18 protein-coding genes and 2 pseudogenes are annotated in these 20,647 nt (G+C 60.8%); 9 read left to right on the top strand and 11 right to left on the bottom strand.

The features are described 5' to 3' along the window. Positions 1 to 406 precede the first annotated feature (406 nt). From AC19YR_RS20720 to AC19YR_RS20705, 4 genes are all read right to left on the bottom strand, one after another. Positions 407 to 730: a DUF3325 domain-containing protein gene (locus tag AC19YR_RS20720; RefSeq protein ID WP_095107900.1), complete on the bottom strand. Its 324-nt coding sequence runs from the start codon at positions 728 to 730 to the stop codon at positions 407 to 409. Next, positions 731 to 2,320: a PepSY-associated TM helix domain-containing protein gene (locus AC19YR_RS20715; protein ID WP_500599953.1), complete on the bottom strand. Its 1,590-nt coding sequence runs from the start codon at positions 2,318 to 2,320 to the stop codon at positions 731 to 733. Next, on the bottom strand, positions 2,317 to 2,622 hold the full coding sequence (locus tag AC19YR_RS20710; protein ID WP_095107898.1) for a DUF3649 domain-containing protein: 306 nt from the start codon (positions 2,620 to 2,622) through the stop codon (positions 2,317 to 2,319). The genes AC19YR_RS20715 and AC19YR_RS20710 overlap by 4 nt, the downstream gene beginning before the upstream one ends. 409 nt (positions 2,623 to 3,031) lie before the next feature. Beyond that, positions 3,032 to 4,420 carry an aminotransferase-like domain-containing protein gene (locus AC19YR_RS20705; RefSeq protein WP_095107897.1) on the bottom strand — a complete coding sequence of 463 codons (1,389 nt, stop codon included), beginning with the start codon at positions 4,418 to 4,420 and terminating at the stop codon, positions 3,032 to 3,034. Positions 4,421 to 4,964: 544 nt separating this feature from the next. On the opposite strand from AC19YR_RS20705, the gene AC19YR_RS20700 reads away from it, so the two are divergent. The 3 genes from AC19YR_RS20700 to AC19YR_RS20690 are packed head-to-tail and all read left to right on the top strand — an operon-like array spanning position 4,965 to position 7,579. Next, on the top strand, positions 4,965 to 5,990 hold the full coding sequence (locus AC19YR_RS20700) for a TauD/TfdA family dioxygenase (protein ID WP_500599951.1): 1,026 nt from the start codon (positions 4,965 to 4,967) through the stop codon (positions 5,988 to 5,990). Positions 5,991 to 6,020: 30 nt separating this feature from the next. After that, entirely contained in the window at positions 6,021 to 6,806 is a 786-nt protein-coding gene (locus AC19YR_RS20695; protein ID WP_500599949.1) for a sulfite exporter TauE/SafE family protein, read from the top strand. Positions 6,807 to 6,826: 20 nt separating this feature from the next. Next, complete coding sequence (locus tag AC19YR_RS20690; protein WP_095107894.1) at positions 6,827 to 7,579, top strand: SDR family NAD(P)-dependent oxidoreductase; 753 nt, start codon at positions 6,827 to 6,829, stop codon at positions 7,577 to 7,579. Positions 7,580 to 7,842: 263 nt separating this feature from the next. On the opposite strand, the gene AC19YR_RS20685 is transcribed toward AC19YR_RS20690, so the two are convergent. Both AC19YR_RS20685 and AC19YR_RS20680 read right to left on the bottom strand, forming a co-directional pair. Continuing rightward, positions 7,843 to 8,253: an HPF/RaiA family ribosome-associated protein gene (locus AC19YR_RS20685; protein WP_095107893.1), complete on the bottom strand. Its 411-nt coding sequence runs from the start codon at positions 8,251 to 8,253 to the stop codon at positions 7,843 to 7,845. A 244-nt stretch (positions 8,254 to 8,497) separates the two neighbouring features. Beyond that, the gene (locus AC19YR_RS20680; protein ID WP_500599946.1) at positions 8,498 to 9,481 is read right to left on the bottom strand and encodes a LysR substrate-binding domain-containing protein; all 984 of its coding nucleotides are present in this window, start codon (positions 9,479 to 9,481) and stop codon (positions 8,498 to 8,500) included. A gap of 135 nt (positions 9,482 to 9,616) precedes the next feature. On the opposite strand from AC19YR_RS20680, the gene AC19YR_RS20675 reads away from it, so the two are divergent. Continuing rightward, on the top strand, positions 9,617 to 10,993 hold the full coding sequence (locus AC19YR_RS20675; RefSeq protein ID WP_095107891.1) for an L-serine ammonia-lyase: 1,377 nt from the start codon (positions 9,617 to 9,619) through the stop codon (positions 10,991 to 10,993). A 104-nt stretch (positions 10,994 to 11,097) separates the two neighbouring features. Beyond that, on the top strand, positions 11,098 to 11,418 hold the full coding sequence (locus AC19YR_RS20670; protein ID WP_500599944.1) for a DUF3509 domain-containing protein: 321 nt from the start codon (positions 11,098 to 11,100) through the stop codon (positions 11,416 to 11,418). 78 nt (positions 11,419 to 11,496) lie between these two features. Here the strand turns inward: AC19YR_RS20670 and AC19YR_RS20665 are convergent, their stop codons facing one another. The 4 genes from AC19YR_RS20665 to AC19YR_RS20650 all read right to left on the bottom strand — a co-directional run bounded on the left by AC19YR_RS20665 (position 11,497) and on the right by AC19YR_RS20650 (position 16,106). Next, a complete protein-coding gene (locus tag AC19YR_RS20665; RefSeq protein ID WP_500599942.1) occupies positions 11,497 to 13,935 on the bottom strand; it encodes a TonB-dependent siderophore receptor in 2,439 nt (812 codons plus the stop codon). Between the two features lie 88 nt (positions 13,936 to 14,023). Continuing rightward, positions 14,024 to 14,998 carry a FecR family protein gene (locus tag AC19YR_RS20660; protein WP_500599941.1) on the bottom strand — a complete coding sequence of 325 codons (975 nt, stop codon included), beginning with the start codon at positions 14,996 to 14,998 and terminating at the stop codon, positions 14,024 to 14,026. Continuing rightward, positions 14,995 to 15,507, bottom strand: a complete 513-nt coding sequence (locus AC19YR_RS20655) for a sigma-70 family RNA polymerase sigma factor (protein ID WP_500599939.1) — start codon at positions 15,505 to 15,507, stop codon at positions 14,995 to 14,997. Before AC19YR_RS20655 ends, AC19YR_RS20660 begins: the two co-directional genes overlap by 4 nt. A gap of 110 nt (positions 15,508 to 15,617) precedes the next feature. Beyond that, entirely contained in the window at positions 15,618 to 16,106 is a 489-nt protein-coding gene (locus AC19YR_RS20650; RefSeq protein ID WP_095107889.1) for a phosphate-starvation-inducible protein PsiE, read from the bottom strand. A 544-nt stretch (positions 16,107 to 16,650) separates the two neighbouring features. Here AC19YR_RS20650 and AC19YR_RS20645 point away from each other — a divergent pair. Further along, positions 16,651 to 16,917: a YebG family protein gene (locus AC19YR_RS20645; RefSeq protein ID WP_034137100.1), complete on the top strand. Its 267-nt coding sequence runs from the start codon at positions 16,651 to 16,653 to the stop codon at positions 16,915 to 16,917. A 133-nt stretch (positions 16,918 to 17,050) separates the two neighbouring features. Here the strand turns inward: AC19YR_RS20645 and AC19YR_RS20640 are convergent. Beyond that, positions 17,051 to 17,857: pseudogene (locus AC19YR_RS20640) on the bottom strand (pPIWI-associating nuclease domain-containing protein); the annotation flags it as partial. Between the two features lie 113 nt (positions 17,858 to 17,970). On the opposite strand from AC19YR_RS20640, the gene tnpA reads away from it, so the two are divergent. From tnpA to AC19YR_RS20625, 3 genes and pseudogenes are all read left to right on the top strand, one after another. Further along, positions 17,971 to 18,294 (top strand): IS66-like element accessory protein TnpA, encoded by a 324-nt coding sequence (gene tnpA / locus AC19YR_RS20635; RefSeq protein ID WP_177056695.1) that lies wholly within the window; start codon positions 17,971 to 17,973, stop codon positions 18,292 to 18,294. Further along, complete coding sequence (gene tnpB, locus AC19YR_RS20630) at positions 18,291 to 18,626, top strand: IS66 family insertion sequence element accessory protein TnpB (RefSeq protein ID WP_177147105.1); 336 nt, start codon at positions 18,291 to 18,293, stop codon at positions 18,624 to 18,626. The genes tnpA and tnpB overlap by 4 nt, the downstream gene beginning before the upstream one ends. A 61-nt stretch (positions 18,627 to 18,687) precedes the next feature. Beyond that, positions 18,688 to 19,995: pseudogene (locus tag AC19YR_RS20625) on the top strand (IS66-like element ISPpu19 family transposase); the annotation flags it as partial. Positions 19,996 to 20,647 lie beyond the last annotated feature (652 nt).

Here is a 20,647-nt window from a genome sequence, read left to right as displayed (position 1 = left end):
GACAATATAGAGACACATAAACACCCGCCTATCGGTTTGCGCGCAGCCACTCCAAAACCCGCCCGTGCCCTACCCACAACTTAGGTGTCCATCTTTCAACTAGCATTTCCCGCATTGGAACGGGCCATACAACTTATTTAGTTGGTATCTCGCAACAACAAGTTACCTACAGGCAGAACATCGCCACCCTTAGCCCTTATTGAAAGCCACTTATCCCGGACTATCCCAAACAAATAAACTAACGCAAAGGCCGGACACCTCAGCCCTGTTGCAGCGGCACATCAATTCCCGCTTAAAAGTACTTCGCACGTTACGCTGCAAGCTTCCTTACGACTCACTCTGGGTCGCGGCCAATCGCGTTTAAAAAACTGAACGCCACATTACGCCCATAAACAAGGTGGGGCGGCTAGATCAATGCCCATACCGCCGGACTCACCACCAACCCTACCCCCGCGACTCCCAGCGCCAGCCGTGGGCGATAGGGCAACAGCACCACCAGTAGCAAGGCACTGCCCATCAGCACCGCGCACCACTGCACCAATCCCAGGCCCCAATCGGCGGCGGTGAGGGCCGCGGCGAGCGACAGCGCCAGCAGCAGCCAACCGCCCAGGCACAGGGCCAGGCGTTGGCCGGCGGTGGGTTTGCGGCCCAGCAGGTCGTGGTGATGGCGGTCCATGGCCAGGCACAGGGCGGTGAAGCCGCTGTAGCACAGCAGCGATGGCAGCAGCATTCAGGTCACCTCGGGGTTGGCGGGCAAGGGCCGCGGGCGTTCGGCGCGGGGTTGGGCGGGCGCTTTCTGCGGGGCCGGGCGCTGCATTTTCCAGGCAGCCCAGGCCAGGAACAGGCCGCTGCCCAGGCAGGTCAGGTCGAACCCGGCCATGATCCAGTCGCCGCCGGCCATAGAGGCCAGCACATGTTGGCCGGTGGTCAGGGCATTGAGCAGCGGCACCGCGATAAACAGCAGGGCCGCCAGCCCCAGTTGCTCGACCCAGGCCCGGCACCCAGGCCGCAGCACCGCGTGGAGCAGGCTCAAGCCCCAGGCGATGAAGAAGCTGTTCACTTCCCAGTCGGCCCGCTCAGCAAATTGCGCGGGCAGCAGGCGATTGGCCCAGAAGAACACCGCCACCGCCAGCACCAACCCAGCCATGCTGGCGATGTTGAGCACCTCTACCAGGCGCAACTCGAACGGCATTACCCCGCTCTTGGCGTGTTTCAACTGGCGTTTGCCGAGCCAGATCACCAGCCCGGTGCCGATCATCGCCGTGCCGGCCAGGCCACAGAGGAAGTACAGCCAGCGCAGCACCGGCCCGGCGAACAGGCCCATGTGCAGGCCCACAAAACTGCCGCCAATGGCCATCGGCAGCGATTGCGGCACAGCCTCTTTGAGCAGTTGGCCATCGATACCACCAAAGGACAGGGAGCGGCCGAAATCCTGCACCACGTGGTCGGCGTTGTGGGGGAAGACGTTGACCGAAGCGTTGGCGTCCCCCGGGTGGTTCACCGTTAGGCGCCCCGCTCGCCCGCCGGCCCAGTGCTCGCGCGCCTGGGCCAAAAACGGCGCCAGGGGCAGCAACTGCCCGGGTTGCCCGGCGGCCGGCAGGTTGTTGTTAGAGGGAAACGCCTCCTTGAAAAATGCCCGGGAATCGTTGCCGTAACTGGCCACGATGCTGGCCGGCATAACCAACGTCATGAAGATCACCAGGCTGCTGTAGGTAATCATCAGGTGGAACGGCAGCACCAACACGCCCACCGCGTTGTGACCGTCGAGCCAAGAGCGCTGGCCCTTGCGCGGGCGGAAGGTGAAGAAGTCCTTGAAGATTTTCTTGTGGGTGATGATCCCCGTGACCAGCGCGATCAGCATCACCATGGCCGCCGCAGTCGATAGCCAGCGCCCCCACGGATAGGGCATCTGCAATTGAAAATGGAAGCGGTAAAAGAAGTTGCCGCCAGCGGTGTCGTGGCTCACTCGCTCGGCGCCGGTCAGCGGGTCGAGCACTTTGTCGAAGAACTCGCCGCGCTCGCCCTCGTTCTTGGCCGGCCGTTGCCAGGCCACGGAGAGGCCCGGTTGGCGCTCGTGCGGCAGGCCGATAAACCAGCGCGCCGCGCCTTGGGCATGCGCCTGCAGGTAACCTTGCGCCAGGGCAACGCTTTGCTCGGCGTTGACGCTGTGCACCGGCGGCAGGGGCTGCATCCAATGGGTCATTTCATCCTTGAAGTACGACAGGGTGCCTGTCAGAAAAATCGCAAACAGCAGCCAGCCGAAAATTAGCCCGGTCCAGGTATGCAGCCAGGCCATCGCCTGGCGAAAGCCCTCTTTCATGTGCGCCCCACCCAGTAGGCCAGCGCACTGACAGTGGCCAGTACCGCGCCCGGCACGCCCAACCCCAACCACGCCTGCAACGCCGTGCGGCAGGCAAAGCACCAGAGCACCGCCACCAGGTACACCAAAAACGACGTCATCATCCCACTGGCCACCGCATCCGCACGGGAGATGGGCAGCAACGCCGTCATGCACACGCTGGCCAACGCCGCCAGCAGATAACCACCGAAGACCGCCGCCAGTACCCGTGAGGTCACTGCCAGGCGATAGGAAACCGGCAACGCGCCGTTTTTGCTTTTCATGTTTCGACCTTGAAACCCATGACGTGCGCTGCGGCCATAACGCCGGACCCGCACCTTGATGGGGCACAGTATAATGATAAATATTCTCGTTTGCAAAATACTCCTGTTCGCACGGTCAAGCGCCAAAGCCTTATTACCGAGTAGGACACTTCGCCGGCGCCACCGGCCAAGGGCGCTGGGGCAACATCGTGGGAGCCTGGCTTGCCAGCGAGGGCGATCTGAAGGGCGTCATCGCGGGCGGGCCCGCTCCCACAGAGGGTGGGCGGGCGTCGGATGGGCATTGCTGGCCTGTGGGAGTCTGGCTTGCCAGCGAGGGCGATCTGGAGGGCGTCATCGCGGGCGGGCCCGCTCCCACAAAGGTTGGGCAGGTGTTGGATTGGCATTGCCAGCCTGTGGGGGCTGGCTTGCCTCAATAGAACAACCGCGGCTCCGGCGCGGCCAGGAGGCTGGCGAGTTTGGTCAGGGCGAAGGCCAGTTCTTCGCGGGTTGGCGTCATCAGTGCGATGCGCACTCCCCGGGTAGACCCTGTGCGCTGGGCCAGGAACTGGCTGCCGCTGACCACCGTCACCCCGTTGGCCCGCGCCAGGTTGGCGAACTCGTCACTGGTCCACGGCTGCGGCAATTCCAGCCAGATATGGAAGCTGTTGGGCTGGCTGCGGATGTCGTAGCCGCCGAGGATCTCCAGGGCCATTTGCTGGCGCTGCGCGGCCTCGTCCTGCTGCACTTTCACCAGTTCGGCGCCCATGCCGCTGTTGATAAGGTTGCTGGCCAGTTGCGCCATCAGCGGCGAGGGCATCCATACGCTGCTGCGCACCATGGACGACAACCGCGACAGGGTTTCGGCCGGTGCATACAGGTAGCCGATGCGCAGCGCCGGCAGGATGCTCTTGGACAGGCTGGTCAGGTACACCGAGCGCTCCGGCGCGTAGGCCGACAGTGGCTGGTGGACGTTGCGGGTTTCGAGGAAGCCGTAGATATCGTCGTCGATGATGAACAGGTCGAACTCGCGGGCGATCTGCGCGATTTCGGCGCGCCGTTCGGCGGGCATGATCGAGTTGGTCGGGTTCTGGTGGGTGGTCACGCAGATCAGCAGCGCCGGGCGATGCTCGATGCACATCTGGCGCAGCGACTCGGGCACCAGGCCGAACTCATCCACCTGCACACCCTTGAGGCGCCGGCCCAGGCTGTGGGCCAGGGAGATGATGCCGGGGTAGCAGTATTCCTCGCAAAGAATCACCTGGTTGGCCTGCGACAGGCTGCTGATAGCCACCAGCAAGCCATGCTGGGCACCGGCGGTAATCACGATCTGCTGCCAGGACGCCTGCGGCAGGCTGCGCTGCACCCACGCCGCGCCCGCTTCTTTATGCACCGCGTGGCCGCCATCGGTGGTGTAGTCGAGGATCCGCCCCAGGCCCGGCGATTGCGCCAGCTCGACGATGGAGCCACGCAGCCATTCGGTCATGCCGCTGTCGTTGGGCTTGATGATGGACAGGTCGATGTGCCCCGTCTCGGCCTTGCTGGCCGGGCTCTTGAGCACCTGCGACGCGGGTTGGGTCACACGTTTGTGCAGCACGAAGGTGCCGCGCCCCACTTCGCCAACCACCAAACCGCGTTTGCCCGCTTCGTCATAGGCACGGCCGATGGTGCCTGGCGTGACTTTCAGGGTTTCGGCCAGCTCTTTGAGGGTGGGCAAGCGATCACCCGGTTCCAGCCGCGCGGCGAGGATGTCGCGCTCGAGGGCGTCGGCGATCATCAGGTAGACCGGCTGCGCTTGGCCGCTGTATTGAGGAACCCACATAGGGACAACACCAGAAATTGCAAGAACGCGGAAGCCTAGCATGAAAAAAAGCATAAGAGTAATCGCACAGCATTAGGTGCAATATTCACCGATTAACATCATTACACCCCTTGAGACTTTTCCGACAACCAAGCCCTTTCCCATCCCCCGCGTCTACCGCTCGGCCGCACAATCACGGTGCATTTTTTGCCCTGTAGGGCGCTGTCCCTTTGCACCGGGAAAACCGTTTAAACCTCCACTCCCTGGCCGCTCAAGTCACTTTCGACGAAAAAAAACACTGGGAAATTTCCTTTTCTAATCATCACCTTAAACGGCCTCAGCGGCGCAACGCACACGGACCATCGAAGAAATAAATTGAATCGATTTAATTTTTATAATTACAATTATTAAATCGACTCAATATCGACGCACATACCATGCTGCCGCCGGGTCGAGAGGGCGATGCGCCACGCGCCGCCATCGGTTCCACAACAACAATCGTGCTGCCGCCACGCCGCACGAAATCTAATGGCATCAAGCACCGGAATATGGGGTTTCACCGCAAATGGAAAGCGCACATCCGAAGTTCGCCGCCGAGGCCGTCACCTCCCTGGAAATCAGGCTGCCATGGGTCAACTCCAGCGCCTGGCAAACCGTTCTCAACCACACGCCACTGGATTTTGAAGCCAACAAGGACATCTACTTCCAACTCAAGGAACAAGCCCAGGACGTGCTGGGCCCGGCCCTGACCCAGCAGATCCGCCGCTTTGTCGAAGACCCGCAACTGACCTCCCTGGTGATCCGCAACTGCCCGCGCGACCGCGACATTCCGCCTACGCCCTACTCCGGCGTGCTGAGCCCCAAAAGCACGCCGATTGCGTGCTTGGTGAGCCTGTCGCTGCACAGCCTGCTGGGCATCAACCCGGTGGTGTACGAGGGTGAAAACGACGGGCGCCTGTTCCGCCACGTGATCCCGGCCCGCGCCTCAGGTGCACAAAAAAGCTCCCACGGCTCGCGGCTGCGCTTTTCTTATCACGTGGATAACCCCGACCTGCCGCTGTCCTCGGAAACCCTGGAAGGCGCCTCATGCTGCCCCGAGTACCTGTCGTTCTTCGGCATGCGCTGCGACCCGCGCATCAATACCACCCTGGTCAGTGTCGATGAGGTGGTCGCCGCCCTGCCCGCGTCCACGGTGCAGGCCCTGACCCAGGCGCAGTTCGAGATCCGCCGCCCCGACTCCTTCGCCAGCAACCGCCGCCATACCCCGCACCTGCCCTTGCTGGTGCGGGGCCTGGGCGGTGAATGGCTGTGCCGCCTCGATTGCGAAAACACCTACGCCATGAACGCCGAAGCGCAATGCGCCCTCAACGCCTTGAAAGCCCTGGTGGAATCGCGCCAGTTCGACGAGGCGCACCTGCTGCTGCCGGGGGATTTCATGATCTTCAAGAACCAGCGTGTGCTCCACGCCCGCGATGGTTTCGAGCCCCACAACGACGGCGCCGACCGCTGGCTGATCCGCCTGTTCGCGGTCAACGACTTGAACCGGGTGCGCTTCACCCGCGCCGATCACCTGTACGAAGTTTTCTCCTGATTTTTCACCTTTCACACATCGGACATTGCTATGGAACTGCTGGGATCGTTTTGGGCTGAACACTGGGTTTTCGCGATCCTGCTGCTGGGGGCCATCGCCTTTATCGCGGGGTTTGTCGACAGCATCGCCGGCGGCGGCGGGCTGTTTCTGGTGCCGGGTTTCCTGCTGGTGGGCCTGCCGCCGCAAGTGGCCCTGGGCCAGGAAAAACTGGTCAGCACCCTGGGCACGCTGGCGGCCATCCGCAACTTTCTGGCCAACAGCAAAATGGTCTGGAAAGTCGCCCTGGTGGGCGTGCCGTTTTCCCTGTTGGGCGCCTACCTGGGCGCGCACCTGATTATTTCCATCTCCCAAGACACCGTGGGCAAGATCATCCTGGCGCTGATTCCGTTCGGCATCCTGATTTTCCTTACCCCCAAGGATCGCCCGGTAGAGGAGCACACCCTGAGCAACGCCATGCTCTACACCGTGGTGCCGCTGACGTGCATGGTGATCGGCTTCTATGACGGCTTTTTCGGCCCGGGCACCGGCAGCATGTTCATCATCGCCTTCCACTACCTGCTCAAGATGGACCTGGTGTCCAGCTCGGCCAACTCGAAAACCTTCAACTTCGCCTCGAACATCGGCGCCCTGGTGGCCTTTGTCATGGCCGGCAAAGTCATCTACCTGCTGGCCCTGCCGCTGGTGCTGTGCAACATCCTGGGCAACCACATGGGCAGCGCGCTGGCGATCCGCAAAGGCAGCGAGGTGGTGCGCAAAGTGCTGGTGCTGTCGATGCTGTGCCTGTTCGCCAGCCTTGGCGTGAAGTACCTGGCCTGATTTTTCAACCGGAGAGCAGTATGAAAACCGCATTCGTGACCGGCGCTTCCGCCGGGTTCGGCGCCGCCATTTGTCGCCAACTGATCGCCGACGGCTACCGGGTGATCGGCGGCGCGCGGCGTGCCGACAAACTGGCGCAATTAGAGCAGGAGTTGGGGGAGAACTTCATTCCCCTGACCCTGGACGTCACCGACCCGGCCTCACTGGACGCCGCCGTGGCGCTGATCCACGACTCTTCCTTGCCCATCGACGTGCTGGTCAACAACGCCGGCCTGGCCCTGGGCATCGAGCGCGCGCAACACGCCGACGCGCAGAACTGGGAATGCATGATCGCCACCAACATCACCGGGCTGGCGATGGTGACCCACAAGATCCTGCCAGGCATGGTGGCCGCCAACGCGGGGCTCATCATCAACATCGGCTCGATCGCCGGCACCTACCCGTACCCGGGCGGCAACGTCTACGGCGCGAGCAAGGCGTTCGTCAAACAGTTCAGCCTCAACCTGCGCGCCGACCTGGCGGGCACCCGGGTGCGGGTAACCAACATCGAGCCGGGGCTGTGTTCGGGCACGGAGTTTTCCATGGTGCGCCTGGGCGGCAACCATGAGGCGGTGGCGGCGTTGTACAAGGATGTGGACGCTATTTCACCCCAGGACCTGGCCAACACCGTGTCGTGGATCGCCGGGCAACCGGACCACGTCAACATCAACTCCCTGGAAATCATGCCCGTGGCCCAGACCTACTCGGCCCTGAGCGTGGCCCGCAACCTGTAGAACCCTCGCGCCGTGGGAGCCTGGCTTGCCAGCGATAGCGATCGTGAGACCGCCATCGCGGGCAGGCCCGCTCCCACAGCTGAACGGGGGTACGGGTGCGGTTTTCATTTTTTCCTGTGTGGGAGCGAGCCTGCCCGTGATGGCGGTACTCGATGGCGGTGACAAGTGGTAGATCCCACAGGGTCTGAGGAGATCACTGGCCCCCGCCCAAAACAAAACAGGCCTGCATGTGCAGGCCTGTTTTCGTTGGGGTGACTCAGCCGTCAGCTATTGAGCGCGGCCTGTTCGTTTTCCAGGAATTCATCCTCCAGCAGCGCGTCGTTCGCCTTGGGGGAAATATCAGTCGGCGTGGCGGCAGTGCGTTTGCCGCGCAGTTTGCCAAACAGGTGTTCCAACGCGTGCTCAAGTTTGGTGGCGGCGCCTTCGACCGCTTGCTCCAAGGTATCGGCCTTGTGCGTTACCGAAACCGGCTGATGGCCTTTTGGCCGTGCTTCGAGTTGGCAGCGCATGTCATGGGGGCCAGGCTTGTCGCCGTTCTCGTCCCGCAGGTGAACCTCGACACGGGTCAGGTCCTCTTCATAGCGTTCGAGCGTGCTTTCGATGGTAGTACGGACCCACTCCTCCAGACGGACACTGCTTTGAATATGGTTATCGCTATTGACCTGGATTTGCATAGTTCTTCCCTTATTTCAGCTAGCTCGCGAGAGGTACAACGCCTACGCCTTAAAGCGAAAATTCGCGACCTCTTAACTACAGAGTTGCGCCACCAAGGCGACATTTCAACCCCTAAAAAAAGATAATTACGAATAGACAAATAAAGCCGGACATGGGGCAAAAGCACTGTTATGGTCGGGAGTTAGCTAAGCACTGGCCTTGCGAAAATACCCTCTCTTTGTAGTAAGCGGGCTAGCCCGCTTACTACAACAACAGTCGCTCTGTGGGTGCGTGGGGGCTACCGCGTAGCCCGCTCGCTACGGGGTGCAACGTGCGAAACGCCGCCGCTTCTGCCACCAGCCAATCATGCACCGCCCGCACGCCCGGGTGGCTCAGCGCACCCGGGGCGTAGAGCAGCATATAGCGCTTGTAATTGGGCACCGCGACGCCAAACGGCACGATCAGGGTGCCGCGCTCCAACTCGTCATTGAGCAAAGTACGACGGGCGATGGCCACACCCATCCCGGCAATGGCCGCTTCGATGGTCAGGTGGTTGCGGTTGAAGGTGTGGCCGCGCCGCACGTCGGCATCGTGAAAACCGATGGCATCAAGGTAGAACTCCCACTCCGCATACTCGTAGCTGCCGCGCCACGCGGTGATGTCGTGCAGCAGCGGGAAGCGCACCAGGTCTGCCGGGCCGTGCAAGGGTGGGCGGCCGCGCAGCAGGCTCGGCGCGCAGACCGGGAAAATCTGCTCATCGAGCAAGGTGGTAGATAACAGCCCCGGATAGCTGCCGTCGTTAAGGTCGATGGCCAGGTCAAAGTCGCCTTCGTGCAGCGCCACGCTGCTGTCCTCGGCCACCAGGCGCAACTGAATGTCCGGGAAATGCTGCTGCAAGCGCGGCAGGCGCGGCGTCAGCCATTTGCTCAAAAAGGACGGGATCGAGCGCAGGCGCAAAGTGCCGCTGATCCTCCCTGCATCCAGCCGGCGCAGCTCGGCGTCGATGCTGCCGTAGGCCTCATTGACGGTAATAGCCAAACGCTGGCCCTCGGCGCTCAACTCCACGCCCCGGGCGCGGCGGTGGAACAGGCGAAAGCCCAGGCGTTCTTCCAATTGCCGGATCTGCTGGCTGACCGCGCCGGGGGTGATGTGCAGTTCCTCGGCGCAACGAGTGAACGACAAGTGCCGCGCCGCACAGGAAAACACGTGCAGCCAGACGTAGGTTTGGCCATGGAATTGCCGGCTCATTGTTTAGTCCTGCTAAAGGCTGTCTTAGGAAGTTTCGTTGGTCACTGGCGACCGAGCTAGGCAGTATCGCCGACCTCACGCTTGTCCTACAGAAAATGGCAGCGATTTTTCTTCCATTACTTGTAAGGCTTTAGCATGGCTATCAGCGTTTTCGATCTCTTCAAAGTCGGCATCGGTCCGTCCAGCTCCCACACCGTCGGCCCGATGCGCGCCGCTGCCACCTTCGCCCAAGCCCTTTACGACCAGGGTTTGCTAGGGGACGTGCGGCGCGTCGAGGCACGCCTGTATGGCTCGTTGTCCGCCACCGGCATCGGCCATGCCACCGACCGCGCCACGGTCATGGGCCTGATGGGCGAATGGCCCGACAGCATCGACCCCAACAGCATCGCCCCGCGCATCGCCCTGTTGCGTGACAGCGGCGAACTGCTGCTGGCCGGGCGCATCAGCATCGCCTTCGACTGGCAGCGCGACCTACTGCTACTCGACGAGAGCCTGCCCTACCACCCCAACGCCATGTCCCTGAGTGCCTTTGGCGATACCGGCCTGTTGTGGGAACAAACCTATTACTCCGTAGGCGGCGGTTTTATCGTCGAAGCGGCCGAGGCGGAGTCGGGGATCGCGCCGACGGCCGATGTGCAATTGCCCTACGACTTCAACAGCGCTGCCGAACTGCTGGCCCTGTGCAATCAGCACGGCTTACGGGTCAGCGAACTGATGATGGCCAACGAACGGGCCTGGCGCAGCGACGCCGACATCCGCAGCGGCTTACTGCATATCTGGGCGGTGATGCGCGAATGCGTCGAGCAGGGCCTGCGCCACGAAGGCCTGCTGCCCGGAGGCCTGGATGTGCCGCGCCGGGCAGCGAAACTGCACCGCAGCCTGTTGGAAATCGGCAAGCCCAACGTCATCACTTCCACCTTGTCGGCGATGGAATGGGTCAACCTCTTCGCCCTCGCCGTCAACGAAGAAAACGCCGCCGGCGGGCGCATGGTCACCGCGCCCACCAACGGCGCGGCGGGGATCATCCCGGCGGTGCTGCACTACTACATGAAATTCAACCCGCAAGCGTCAGACGACGACGTGGTGGCGTTCTTCCTCGGTGCCGCCGCCGTCGGCATCCTGTGTAAGAAAAACGCCTCCATCTCCGGCGCCGAAGTGGGCTGCCAAGGCGAAGTCGGCTCAGCCTGCGCCATGGCTGCCGCCGGCCTGGCGGACGTGCTCGGCGCCACCCCAGAGCAACTGGAAAACGCCGCCGAAATCGGCCTGGAACACAACCTCGGCCTGACCTGCGACCCGGTCGGTGGCCTGGTGCAAGTGCCGTGCATCGAGCGCAACGCCATCGCCGCCGTCAAAGCGATCAACGCCACCCAAATGGCCCTGCGCGGCGACGGCAAACACTTCATTTCCCTGGACCGGGTGATCCGCACCATGCGCGATACCGGCGCCGACATGCACGACAAATACAAAGAAACGTCACGGGGCGGCCTGGCCGTGAACTGGGTCGAATGCTGATGCACCTCTCGTCGCTTGTAGCTGAAATCTTGCAGCGCTAGTACGAACCAATCCGCCGCACAACGAGTCAATCAGTGCATGTTCCCAGCCAGCGGTAACGCCTCATGGACAACCCTTTCCAACTGATAACCGACACCTTCGCCCCGCAGTACCAGGTCAACCTGAGTATCCAGGGCCCGGACGGCAGCATCATGCTCACCCTGTCCGAGGCCGGGCGGGTGGTGGCCAAACGGCTTATCAGCACCGCCCAACGCAACGACCCACAGCGCCTCAAACGCGTGGTGCAAAGCATCCAATTCGGCATCGCCATCGAGCAGGGCCACAGCGCCCTGGCCATACTCGAAGCCATGACCGACGGCGATAGCATGGGCTTGCCCGCCCCGGCCAAGCCCTCCTTCACAACCCACTCCGAACCTGCCCTGTAGCAAGCAGGCCTGCCTGCGCTCGGGCCCGAAGCGGCGGTAAAACGGGCCTGGCACACCGCCGCCAAGGGCTGCTGCGGTTTACCAGTCGTAGGTCACTTCCAGGTTGGCCGTGCGTTCCTGGCCGTAGTAGCAACCGAACCCGTAGTTGCAGGCCGAGACGTATTCACGGTCGAACAGGTTCTGTACGTTGAGGCTGGTTTGCACGCCTTTGAGGCTGGGGCTCAGGCGCGCCAGGTCGTAGCTGACCGTTGCGTCGTAGACCACGAATGACGGGGTCTTGAAGGTGTTGCCCGAATCGCCGAACTTCTTCCCGGTATAGCGCGCGCCGCCGCCCAGCGTCAGGCCCGCCAGGCTGTCGCCAGTGAAGTGGTAATCGGCCCACGCCGAGCCGGTCCAGGGTGCTTGGGCTTCGTTGCGGTTGCCTTCGTCGCCGTAGTTGCTCTTGGTGTAGAACGAGTCCAGGTACGCCAGCGCCGCAATCAACTCAACATTGCCAAATACGCCCTTGGCCTCCAACTCCACCCCGCGCGAGCGCACTTCGCCTTCCTGGATCTGGTACTCGGGGTATTCCAGGTCACCGGTCAATACGTTTTTCTTGGTCACTTCAAACGCCGAGAGGGTCAGCAGGCTGTGTTCGTTGGGCTGGTATTTGACCCCCACTTCGTACTGCTCGCCCTCGATGGGTGCAAACGCCCCGCCGCCGCGCTTGGGCGCCTTGGTGCCCAGGTTGGGCATGAAGGATTCGGAGTAACTGACGTAGGGCGCCAAACCAAAGTCCGTCAGGTAAGTCAGGCCAATGCGGCGGGTCAATTGCTTGTCTTTTTGCGGCTCGGTTTTGCCGCTGAGCAAGTCGCGGTTTTCGATTTCGGCCCAGTCTTCGCGCAGGCCCACGGTGAGGACGAACTGATCGAACTTGACCTGGTCCTGCACGTACACGCCCTTCTGGGTCACGGTGTTGTCCCACTTGGTGGTCAGGGTCGGTACGCCCATGGTGGGGTAGTTGCTGGGCTTGTAGAGGTCGATGATCTCCGCGCCATACAGGTTGTAGCCGGTGTATTTGCGGGTGAATTTGCGGTACTCGAACCCGGTCAGCAGGGTGTGTTCCAGCGGCCCGGTGTTGAAGCGGCTCTGCAGGTTGTTGTCGATGGTGTAGGCGCTATTGTGCTGCTGCCAGTCGAGTTTGGTGCGGGTGGCGCGGGTGTCGTCGACGCTGCCGTCGGGCAGGCTGGCGAAGCGGTTCAAGTAGAAGCCTTTGTAGCGGTCGTTGACGTCGGTGAAACGGGCGGTCTGGCGGTACTCAAACGTTTCGTTGAAGGCGTGGGAAAAATCGTAGCCCAACACGTATTGATCGCGGATGTAGTCGTTCCAGTCCGAGTCGCCAAGGAAGGTGTCGCGGTCGATGTGCTGGCCCTTGGCGTTGCGGTACAGCGTGCCGATGGCCGGCAGCGCCTGGTAGTCGGCCAGGGCTTTGTCGCGTTGCAGTTGCGCGTAGAGGGTCAGCGCCGTGGCGTCGTCGGGCGCCCAGGTCAGGCTCGGCGCCAGCAGGGTGCGAGCGTCGGTGGCGTGGTCGACCTGCTCGTTGCCGTCCTTGGCCAAGCCAATGAGGCGATAGCTGAGGGTTTTCTGTTCGTCGATTGGGCCGCTGAAATCGAACGCACCATTGACCCGGTCGTAACTGCCTACGCCCATTTTGACTTGGTGGCGCGCCTCCAGGGTCGGGCGCTTGGAGACCATGTTGACCATGCCGCCGGGCTGGTTCTGGCCGAACAGCACCGAGGCCGGGCCTTTAAGCACTTCAATGCGCTCCAGGGTGTAGGTGTCGATCTGCGGCGCGCCGCCCAGGCTGCCGGCGTACGGCAGGTAGGCGCCGTCGAGGTACAACAGGGCTGGGGCGAAACCACGGCTGGCCACTTCGTCGGCGATGGTGTTGCGGTCGGTGTAGCCGTTGGTGTCGATGCCTGGGGTGTAGCGCAAGGCCTGGGTCAGGTTGCGCGCGCCCTGGGTGGTGACCTGGTCGGCGGTGACCACATTGATGGTCTGGGGGATTTCCATGATCGGTGTGTCGGTCTTGGTCGCCGTCGCCGTGCGCGTGGCGACGTAGCCCTGCACCGGGCCCCAGGCGTTCTCCTGGGCCTGGGCGTTGATGGTGGTCGGCGCCAGGTTCAGCGCACTGTCATCGGGCAACGGGTAGAGGCTCAGGGTGCCGTTGTCGGTGACGGCTAGGCCCAGGCCACTGCCGGCCAGGGCCTGATACACGGCTTGCTCGGCGCTGAAATTGCCGCGCACCGGCGCCGATTTTTTACCGTGCAACAAACCCGGCGCCACCGACAGCGTGCGCCCACTCTCGCGGGAAATGCGGCTGAGGCTGTCGCCCAGGCTCCCGGCGGGAATGTCGAAGAACTGCGCGGCCGAGCGGCTGGCGGAGACGGCATCGGCCAAGGCGAACGACGGCTGGCCAACAACGGCCAGGGACACGGCAAGTGCCAGCAGGCCGGGACGGAGAGTGAACTGGGGCATAGGAATTGCGCTCATGGGTAGTGGGCTATCGACAACCCAGACCCACGAGACAAGTAACCCCCTCATACTTTTTACAAATAATTCGCATTCATCGCACGTCGATCACCGTCAACAGCGGCCCATAACGGGTCACGCTGATCGGCAGCGTTTGCTCCAGCGCCGCCAGGGTGTGCTCGCTGTCGTCCAGCGGGAACACGCCGTAAACCCGCATCCGCGCGGCCTGCGGGCTGATGCGCAGCAACCCGGGGCGGTACGGGCGTAAAGCGTCTACCAGCGAACCCAAGGGCTCGTCGCGGACATCGATGCGGCCCTCACGCCAGTCGGTGCGGCTGCGCAACGACAGTGCCAGCGGCTGGATCTGCGCGGCGTCGAACCAGGCCGCGTGGCCCTCTTCAAGCCGGGTGCGCTGACCGCCACGGGTGGTCAACTGCACGCTGTGCTGCTGCACCGACACCAGGCTGCCACCCGCCTCCTGACGCACCTGGAACTGGGTGCCCAAGGCCTGCACTTCGCCCACCGCGGTGGCGACCACAAACGGCCGCCCGGCGTCGCGGGCCACGTCGACGAACACCACGCCCTCGCGCAGGCGCAGCAGGCGCCGCGCGGGGTCGAAGTGGATGTCCACACTGCTGCGCGCATCCAGGGTCACGCGGCTGCCATCGGCCAGCACGAAAGTGGCGCGCTCGCCGGTGGCAGTGCGCCAATCCGCCAGCCACCCGTCCAGGGGCGCGACGCGATCGGCCAACCCCGCGCCACTCACGCCCAACAACAGCATCAGCGCACCACCGGCCAGCACGCGGCGCCGCTGCGGGGAGTCGGGCAAGGCCAAGGCCTGGCTCGCCGCATGCAATTGGCCAGGGCTGCGGGCCTCGACCTCGCGCAAATCGGCAATCGGTTGCTGCAACAGGCTGCTGACCCGTTGCCACGCCTGCTGATGGGCTGGGCTTTCGTTGAGCCACCGTTGAAACGCCTCGCACACGCCGGCCTGATCCGCCGCCGACTCCAGGCGCAGCAACCAGTCCACCGCCGCGTGCGTGGCGGCATCTACCCGCGCGCCGCTCATGGCGCGGGAACCGCATCGGCAAGGCAATGCACAAAGGCGCGGCGCAGGTCGCGCTCCACGGTAGCGAGGGAAACCCCCACCACTTCGGCGATCTGCGGCTGGGACAAGCCTTCCAAACGGCTGAGCAGGAAAATCCGCCGCACCCGCACCGGCAACCCGCACAGCAAACGGTCGATGCTCTCCAGCGCCTCGCGCACCAAGGCCAGGTCTTCTTCGGAGGGGAAAAACTGCTCCGGCAACAGCGCCAGGCTATCGAGATAAGCCTGCTCCAAGCGCTTGCGCCGCCAGAAACTGAACAGCAGGCGCTTGGCCACCGTACTGAGGAATGCGCGGGGCTCGTCCAGGCGCACCAGTTGCCGGGAGTCGAACACCCGCAGGAACGTATCCTGGGTCAGGTCGGCGGCATCTTGCGGACAACGCAGTTGCCGATACAGCCAGGCACGCAGCCAGCGATGATTCTCATCGTAAAGGCTGGCGAGGATGACCTTGGGATCAGAAGGAATAGACACGCAACACGGCCCGGCATGAATGGTAATTGATCTCATTATCAAACTGAGTTGCGGAAAATTGCAATCGCCCTGTGCTCCAGGCCGGTGCGCCCGCCGCACCGGTGCTGGGCTCAACTCTCGCCTTTGTCGTCGTTCAGCGCTTCACGGCTGGTATGGGGCGAACTGCCGACCTTCACCGAGGGGTACTGGGACGAGGCATAACGCACCACCAAAATGGCAAACGCCAACAGCAAAATGCCGCCACACAGGTAAATGATCCCCAGGTCCGGCGGGTTGTGGTGCGACACGTTGGAAATCAGCAAACGGGTCAACGCGGTGATGGCCACGTAAATCAGAAAACGCACGGGCATGTGGTTGGTCTTGAAGTAAATCCCCACCATCGCACCCAGTTCGAGGTAGATGAACAGCAGCAGAATGTCGTCGATCTTGATGTGCCCGGCTTCGATCATCTGCAAAAACTCCATCACTGCCGCCCAGGCTGTGACGGCACCGATGGCGAACAGCGCCAGGTAATGGAAGGTTTCGACAAACAGGTTGCCCAGGGATTCGGCCAGTTGATGGACGTTCTGGCGAAGGTTTTCGGCCCAGTTTATTTTCACGGAGGTACTTCCTTAGGTCGGCTCGACCGGATCATGCGCGATGAAGGTGACGGTTTTCTGCATGCAGAAAAAAGGCCAGGGGCGCAGCTTAGATGGCAAACGGCTGGCACGGGGCACGTCATGTGCTGTAGCAAGCAAAAATGCCACTATCCAAACCCGAAAGATTCGCCTATGCTTTTAGCTGTATAAAAACACAGTAGTCGTAGAGACAACTTTTCGTGAAGGCATGTGAGGTGGTGAATGGCCGTCGAAGTGGTATACCGCAGCAGCCGAGATCTGGAGCGTTTGTTCATTGTTTTCTACACCTAATGCCTGTCCAGTTAGTGTCAAAATGCTTTGTTTTATTGTTTTAAATCAGCGCGTTAGACGCCAACTGACAAATCAGATACAGGAAGGCGGTGCATAGATTTTCGAAAGGACCTATGCCTAGTTATCAATGTTCATATGAAGACAAGCACGGATCGTAGAGATAACATCCATCGGATAGAATTTTTTTCAGGGCATTGCCCCAGGTAGGCAGCCCTTTAATTTTTGAGAGGCCATCATGGCAGTAGAAGTACTTTACCGAAGCACTCGAGATTTGGAGAAGGTTTTTTTGGATCGAAAACTAGCCGATGCACATGATCAAATGCTTGAATTGGCAGAAATTTTAACTTCCGTTCTCATTAAAAATGTACCAGGTCTTGACGAAAAACAAGCGGAGGACGCAAGCATTTTTATGGCGAAAAATAGAGCAATCTTTGCGTCGGCGTTTAAGAGTGGTGCTAATGCGTTGGATCAGTTGACAGGGAAAGACGATAGCGCCAACTGAGATGGTGTCACAACACATAGCCAACCCATTTGATGCATGGCGGAATCAGCATGCTTGAACGTCCCGCTTTCGGCTCCATAATCGCCCTTGATAATGGATAGCTATGGACGGGACGGTGCTTAAACTACTGAGCCTAGAAGTCCGATCGAATGCCCGATGCATCGAGAGTTTCATGGTCTTCGGATGTACTCGCCGCAGAGTCGATCCAATCCTCCTCTTGATCGTGCCAGTCGCCCGTGTCTACCATCAAAGAGTCTTCGACGAACTCTAGCGCCTCAGGATTTGGATTTGCCGCTTCGCAGGTCAATTCGCAGGTGTAATCGAACGACTCATCCAATTCGGCTCCATCGCCTCTTCTGAGATCAGAGTTAGATCCCCACTGCAGTGTTACCCCTATGCTACCGCTTACCCTGATGTGTACAGTCTCTGAGGTAATACTGGTAACCTCATGCGATTCCACATAGATTTCTTCAAGGGAATAGTGCGAGGCTAGCTCATCTACAGCGTCCAAACTTTCCCCAACAATCTGCTGGACCGTCGCATCATTGATCGCATGCGATAAACGATCCCCGACGGCGGCTCTGCACTCTTGGATGCAGGCCATCAGTCCGGCCACGGCTTCGATTGTTTCTACTGCGAGGTGCTCGATGTCGTCCTCCTCCATGAGGAAAACTTCTGGTGTGATGTGGACGTACCCGTTCAAACGGACTACGGCATCTCGAAGCTCCTCAAACTCCTGAGCGAAGTCCAACCGGAGCTTTGTTCGCACGTAGTGGTTGGAAAGCCCGCCCTGCGTTGCATACACACACCGCTCGACTCGCGTTACCTCCGGGACAACGCCTTCTGCCTTCTGCTGCCACCATATGCACTTTTTCACCTCGGCGTCTGGAGCCAGGCGCTTCAGCGTGTGACCCACCAGCTCGCGCATAGCAAAGGCGAAGTTATGAAAGGTATGCGTCCGGCCAAGTCATCTACCCGACCCCGCGAAGCCAGGACATGGTGTGCACTTAAATTTAAGTGGACACCAGTTCTAGCCTTTTAAGCGGGTATTTCATGCAGCCGACACGCCGTTCGTATTCCAAATCCTTCAAGGCCCGGGTCATTCAAGAGTGTGTCCAACCCGGCGCTTCGATTGCCAGCGTTGCCCTCAGCCATAGCCTCAACGCGAACCTCGTCCACAAATGGATTCGGGTGCAAGCGCAGAAAAGCACGGCGCTCCAACCTGCATTCATCCCGTTGCCTATACACGAAACAGTCCACGGATCTTCAGCGAATATCAGCATTGAGATTCTGCACCCGCGCGGCACCGTCAAAGTGAACTGGCCAACCGATAATGCTGCTGCCTGTGCCGCATTCCTTCGAGACCTTTTGCGATGATCCGCATCGACGCCATCTGGCTTGCCACCGAGCCCATGGACATGCGCGCCGGAACTGAAACGGCGCTGGCCAGAGTGATCGCGGTGTTCGGTGCGGCGAAGCCGCACTGCGCCTATCTGTTTGCCAATCGCCGCGCGACTCGGGTCAAGGTGCTGGTACACGATGGGATTGGCGTCTGGCTGGCGGCACGCCGCTTGAACCAAGGCAAGTTTCACTGGCCAGGCATTCGACAAGGCAGCGAAATGCAGTTGGATACCGAACAACTTCAGGCCTTGGTACTCGGCCTACCTTGGCAACGTGTTGGCGCTGGCGGTGCAATCACGCTGCTTTAAAAACTGTAATTGAGGCCTCGGCTTGCTGTCGCATACGGTCTGCTTTGGTAAAATCCACGGCATGACTTCCTCGCCTAATCTCGATCAAATGACTCCCGACCAACTGCGTGCATTCGCTGCGCAATTGCTGTCGCAAGTCGAGACCATGGGCAAGAAGATCAACCGCGATCAAACGGTGATCGAGAAGCTGACCCACGAGATCGCACAGCTCAAGCGTTTGAAGTTTGCCAAGCGTAGTGAGCAGATGAGTCCTGATCAGGCCAGCCTGCTTGATGACCTGATCGATACTGATATCGCGGCGATTGAGGCCGAGCTTCAGGCGTTGCAAATAGCACCAGCGGCGACCGAGGAAAAGCAAAAGCCCAAGCGCACGGCATTGCCGGCAGAATTCCCACGCACGTTGATCCATCACGAACCGGACAATACTCACTGCCCATGCGGCTGCGCACTGAAGCGAATCGGTGAAGATGTCAGTGAAAAGCTGGACTACACACCGGGCGTGTTTACCGTTGAGCGCCATGTTCGTGGCAAGTGGGTTTGCGATGACTGCGAAACGCTGATCCAGGCGCCAGTGCCGGCACAGGTCATCGACAAGGGCATCCCGACGGCCGGGTTACTTGCTCACGTCATGATTGCGAAGTTCGCTGACCATCTTCCGCTTTACCGTCAGGAATCGATTTTTGGTCGTGCCGGCTTGGCGATTCCACGCTCCACGTTGGCTCAGTGGGTTGGTATGACAGGCGTGCAGTTGCAGCCCCTGGTCGATGCCTTGCGGGACGTAGTGATCGGGCAACAGGTCATGCACGCGGATGAAACACCCGTGCAAATGCTTGCTCCAGGCTCGAAAAAAACTCACCGATCTTATGTTTGGGCGTACGCCACCAGCCAGTTCTGCGAGACAGCCGGTGTCGTCTACGACTTCAGCCCCAGCCGCGCTGGCGAGCATGCTCGTAACTTCCTTCAAGGCTGGAAAGGCAAATTGGTCTGCGATGATTTTGGCGGTTACAAGGCCAGCTTCGAACTGGGCGTGACCGAGATCGGCTGCATGGCCCATGCCCGGCGCAAGTTCTTTGAGTTGCACGCAACCAACAAGAGCCAGATCGCCGAGCAGGCCCTGCACTACATCCAGCTGTTGTACGAAGTCGAGAGCGAAGTGCGTAACCTGGAGCCGGATTTACGGCGCCGAATACGGCAAGAAAAAGCCGTACCGGTGATGGATAGGCTGCATGCCTGGATGATCGCCCAGCGTGATCTTGTGCCCGAAGGGTCGGCTATCAGCAGAGCACTCGATTACAGCCTCAAACGCTGGGCAGCGCTGTCGCGCTACCTCGATGACGGGGCAGTTCCCATTGATAATAATTGGGCGGAGGTGCGACACGAAATCGCTTAATGAAGTTGTTCCCCCTTGGTGGGAACCACCCGTGTCACCGGGTGAATCTAGAAGGCTGAATCAAGAGCGCCTTCGACAATGTTACGAGGCGCCGCAAGGTGCGGGGTACCAATCGTGAGAGGCGTACCCTTCTGGCAGCCATGGCCGGACAAGTGCTAGATAGTTGGTATGGTGAACACACGTGAATCTGCGCAACGATCGTTAAATTAAGCGAGCGGAAATGGCTTACACGCTCGAACCAAAATGGTAATGGAGGTGGGAACTGCGTCTTTCTACTACGCATTCGTGACCCACATGCCTCCCGGTCGATAGCAGGCACCTAACCCGACGCACTTCAGTAAGCGGAACGTGGAAATCCCGTATCGCTCCCGTCAGGGAAAGCCGTTTGTAAAAATTGCCCATGGCGGTGCGGGCGAAGGAACGAGGAAAAAGCGAACGCCGTCCTGTAATGGGTTGGATAGAGGTTGAAACATCACTTCACGCGAAAGCGGGCAGACGTCCTCATGTAGTGGTCTAATGAAACCGGACACCCATTTAGGCGAGAATGCTCGCCAGATCGAGGTGTCAGATGACTAAACAACGCCGCTCCTTTACTCCTGAATTCAAGCGCGAGGCTGCCGACCTTGTGCTC

The organism is Pseudomonas sp. MF08817 (assembly GCF_059862705.1).
Note: the sequence above shows the minus strand (reverse complement) of the source record. Positions and strands in the feature narration are given on the sequence as shown.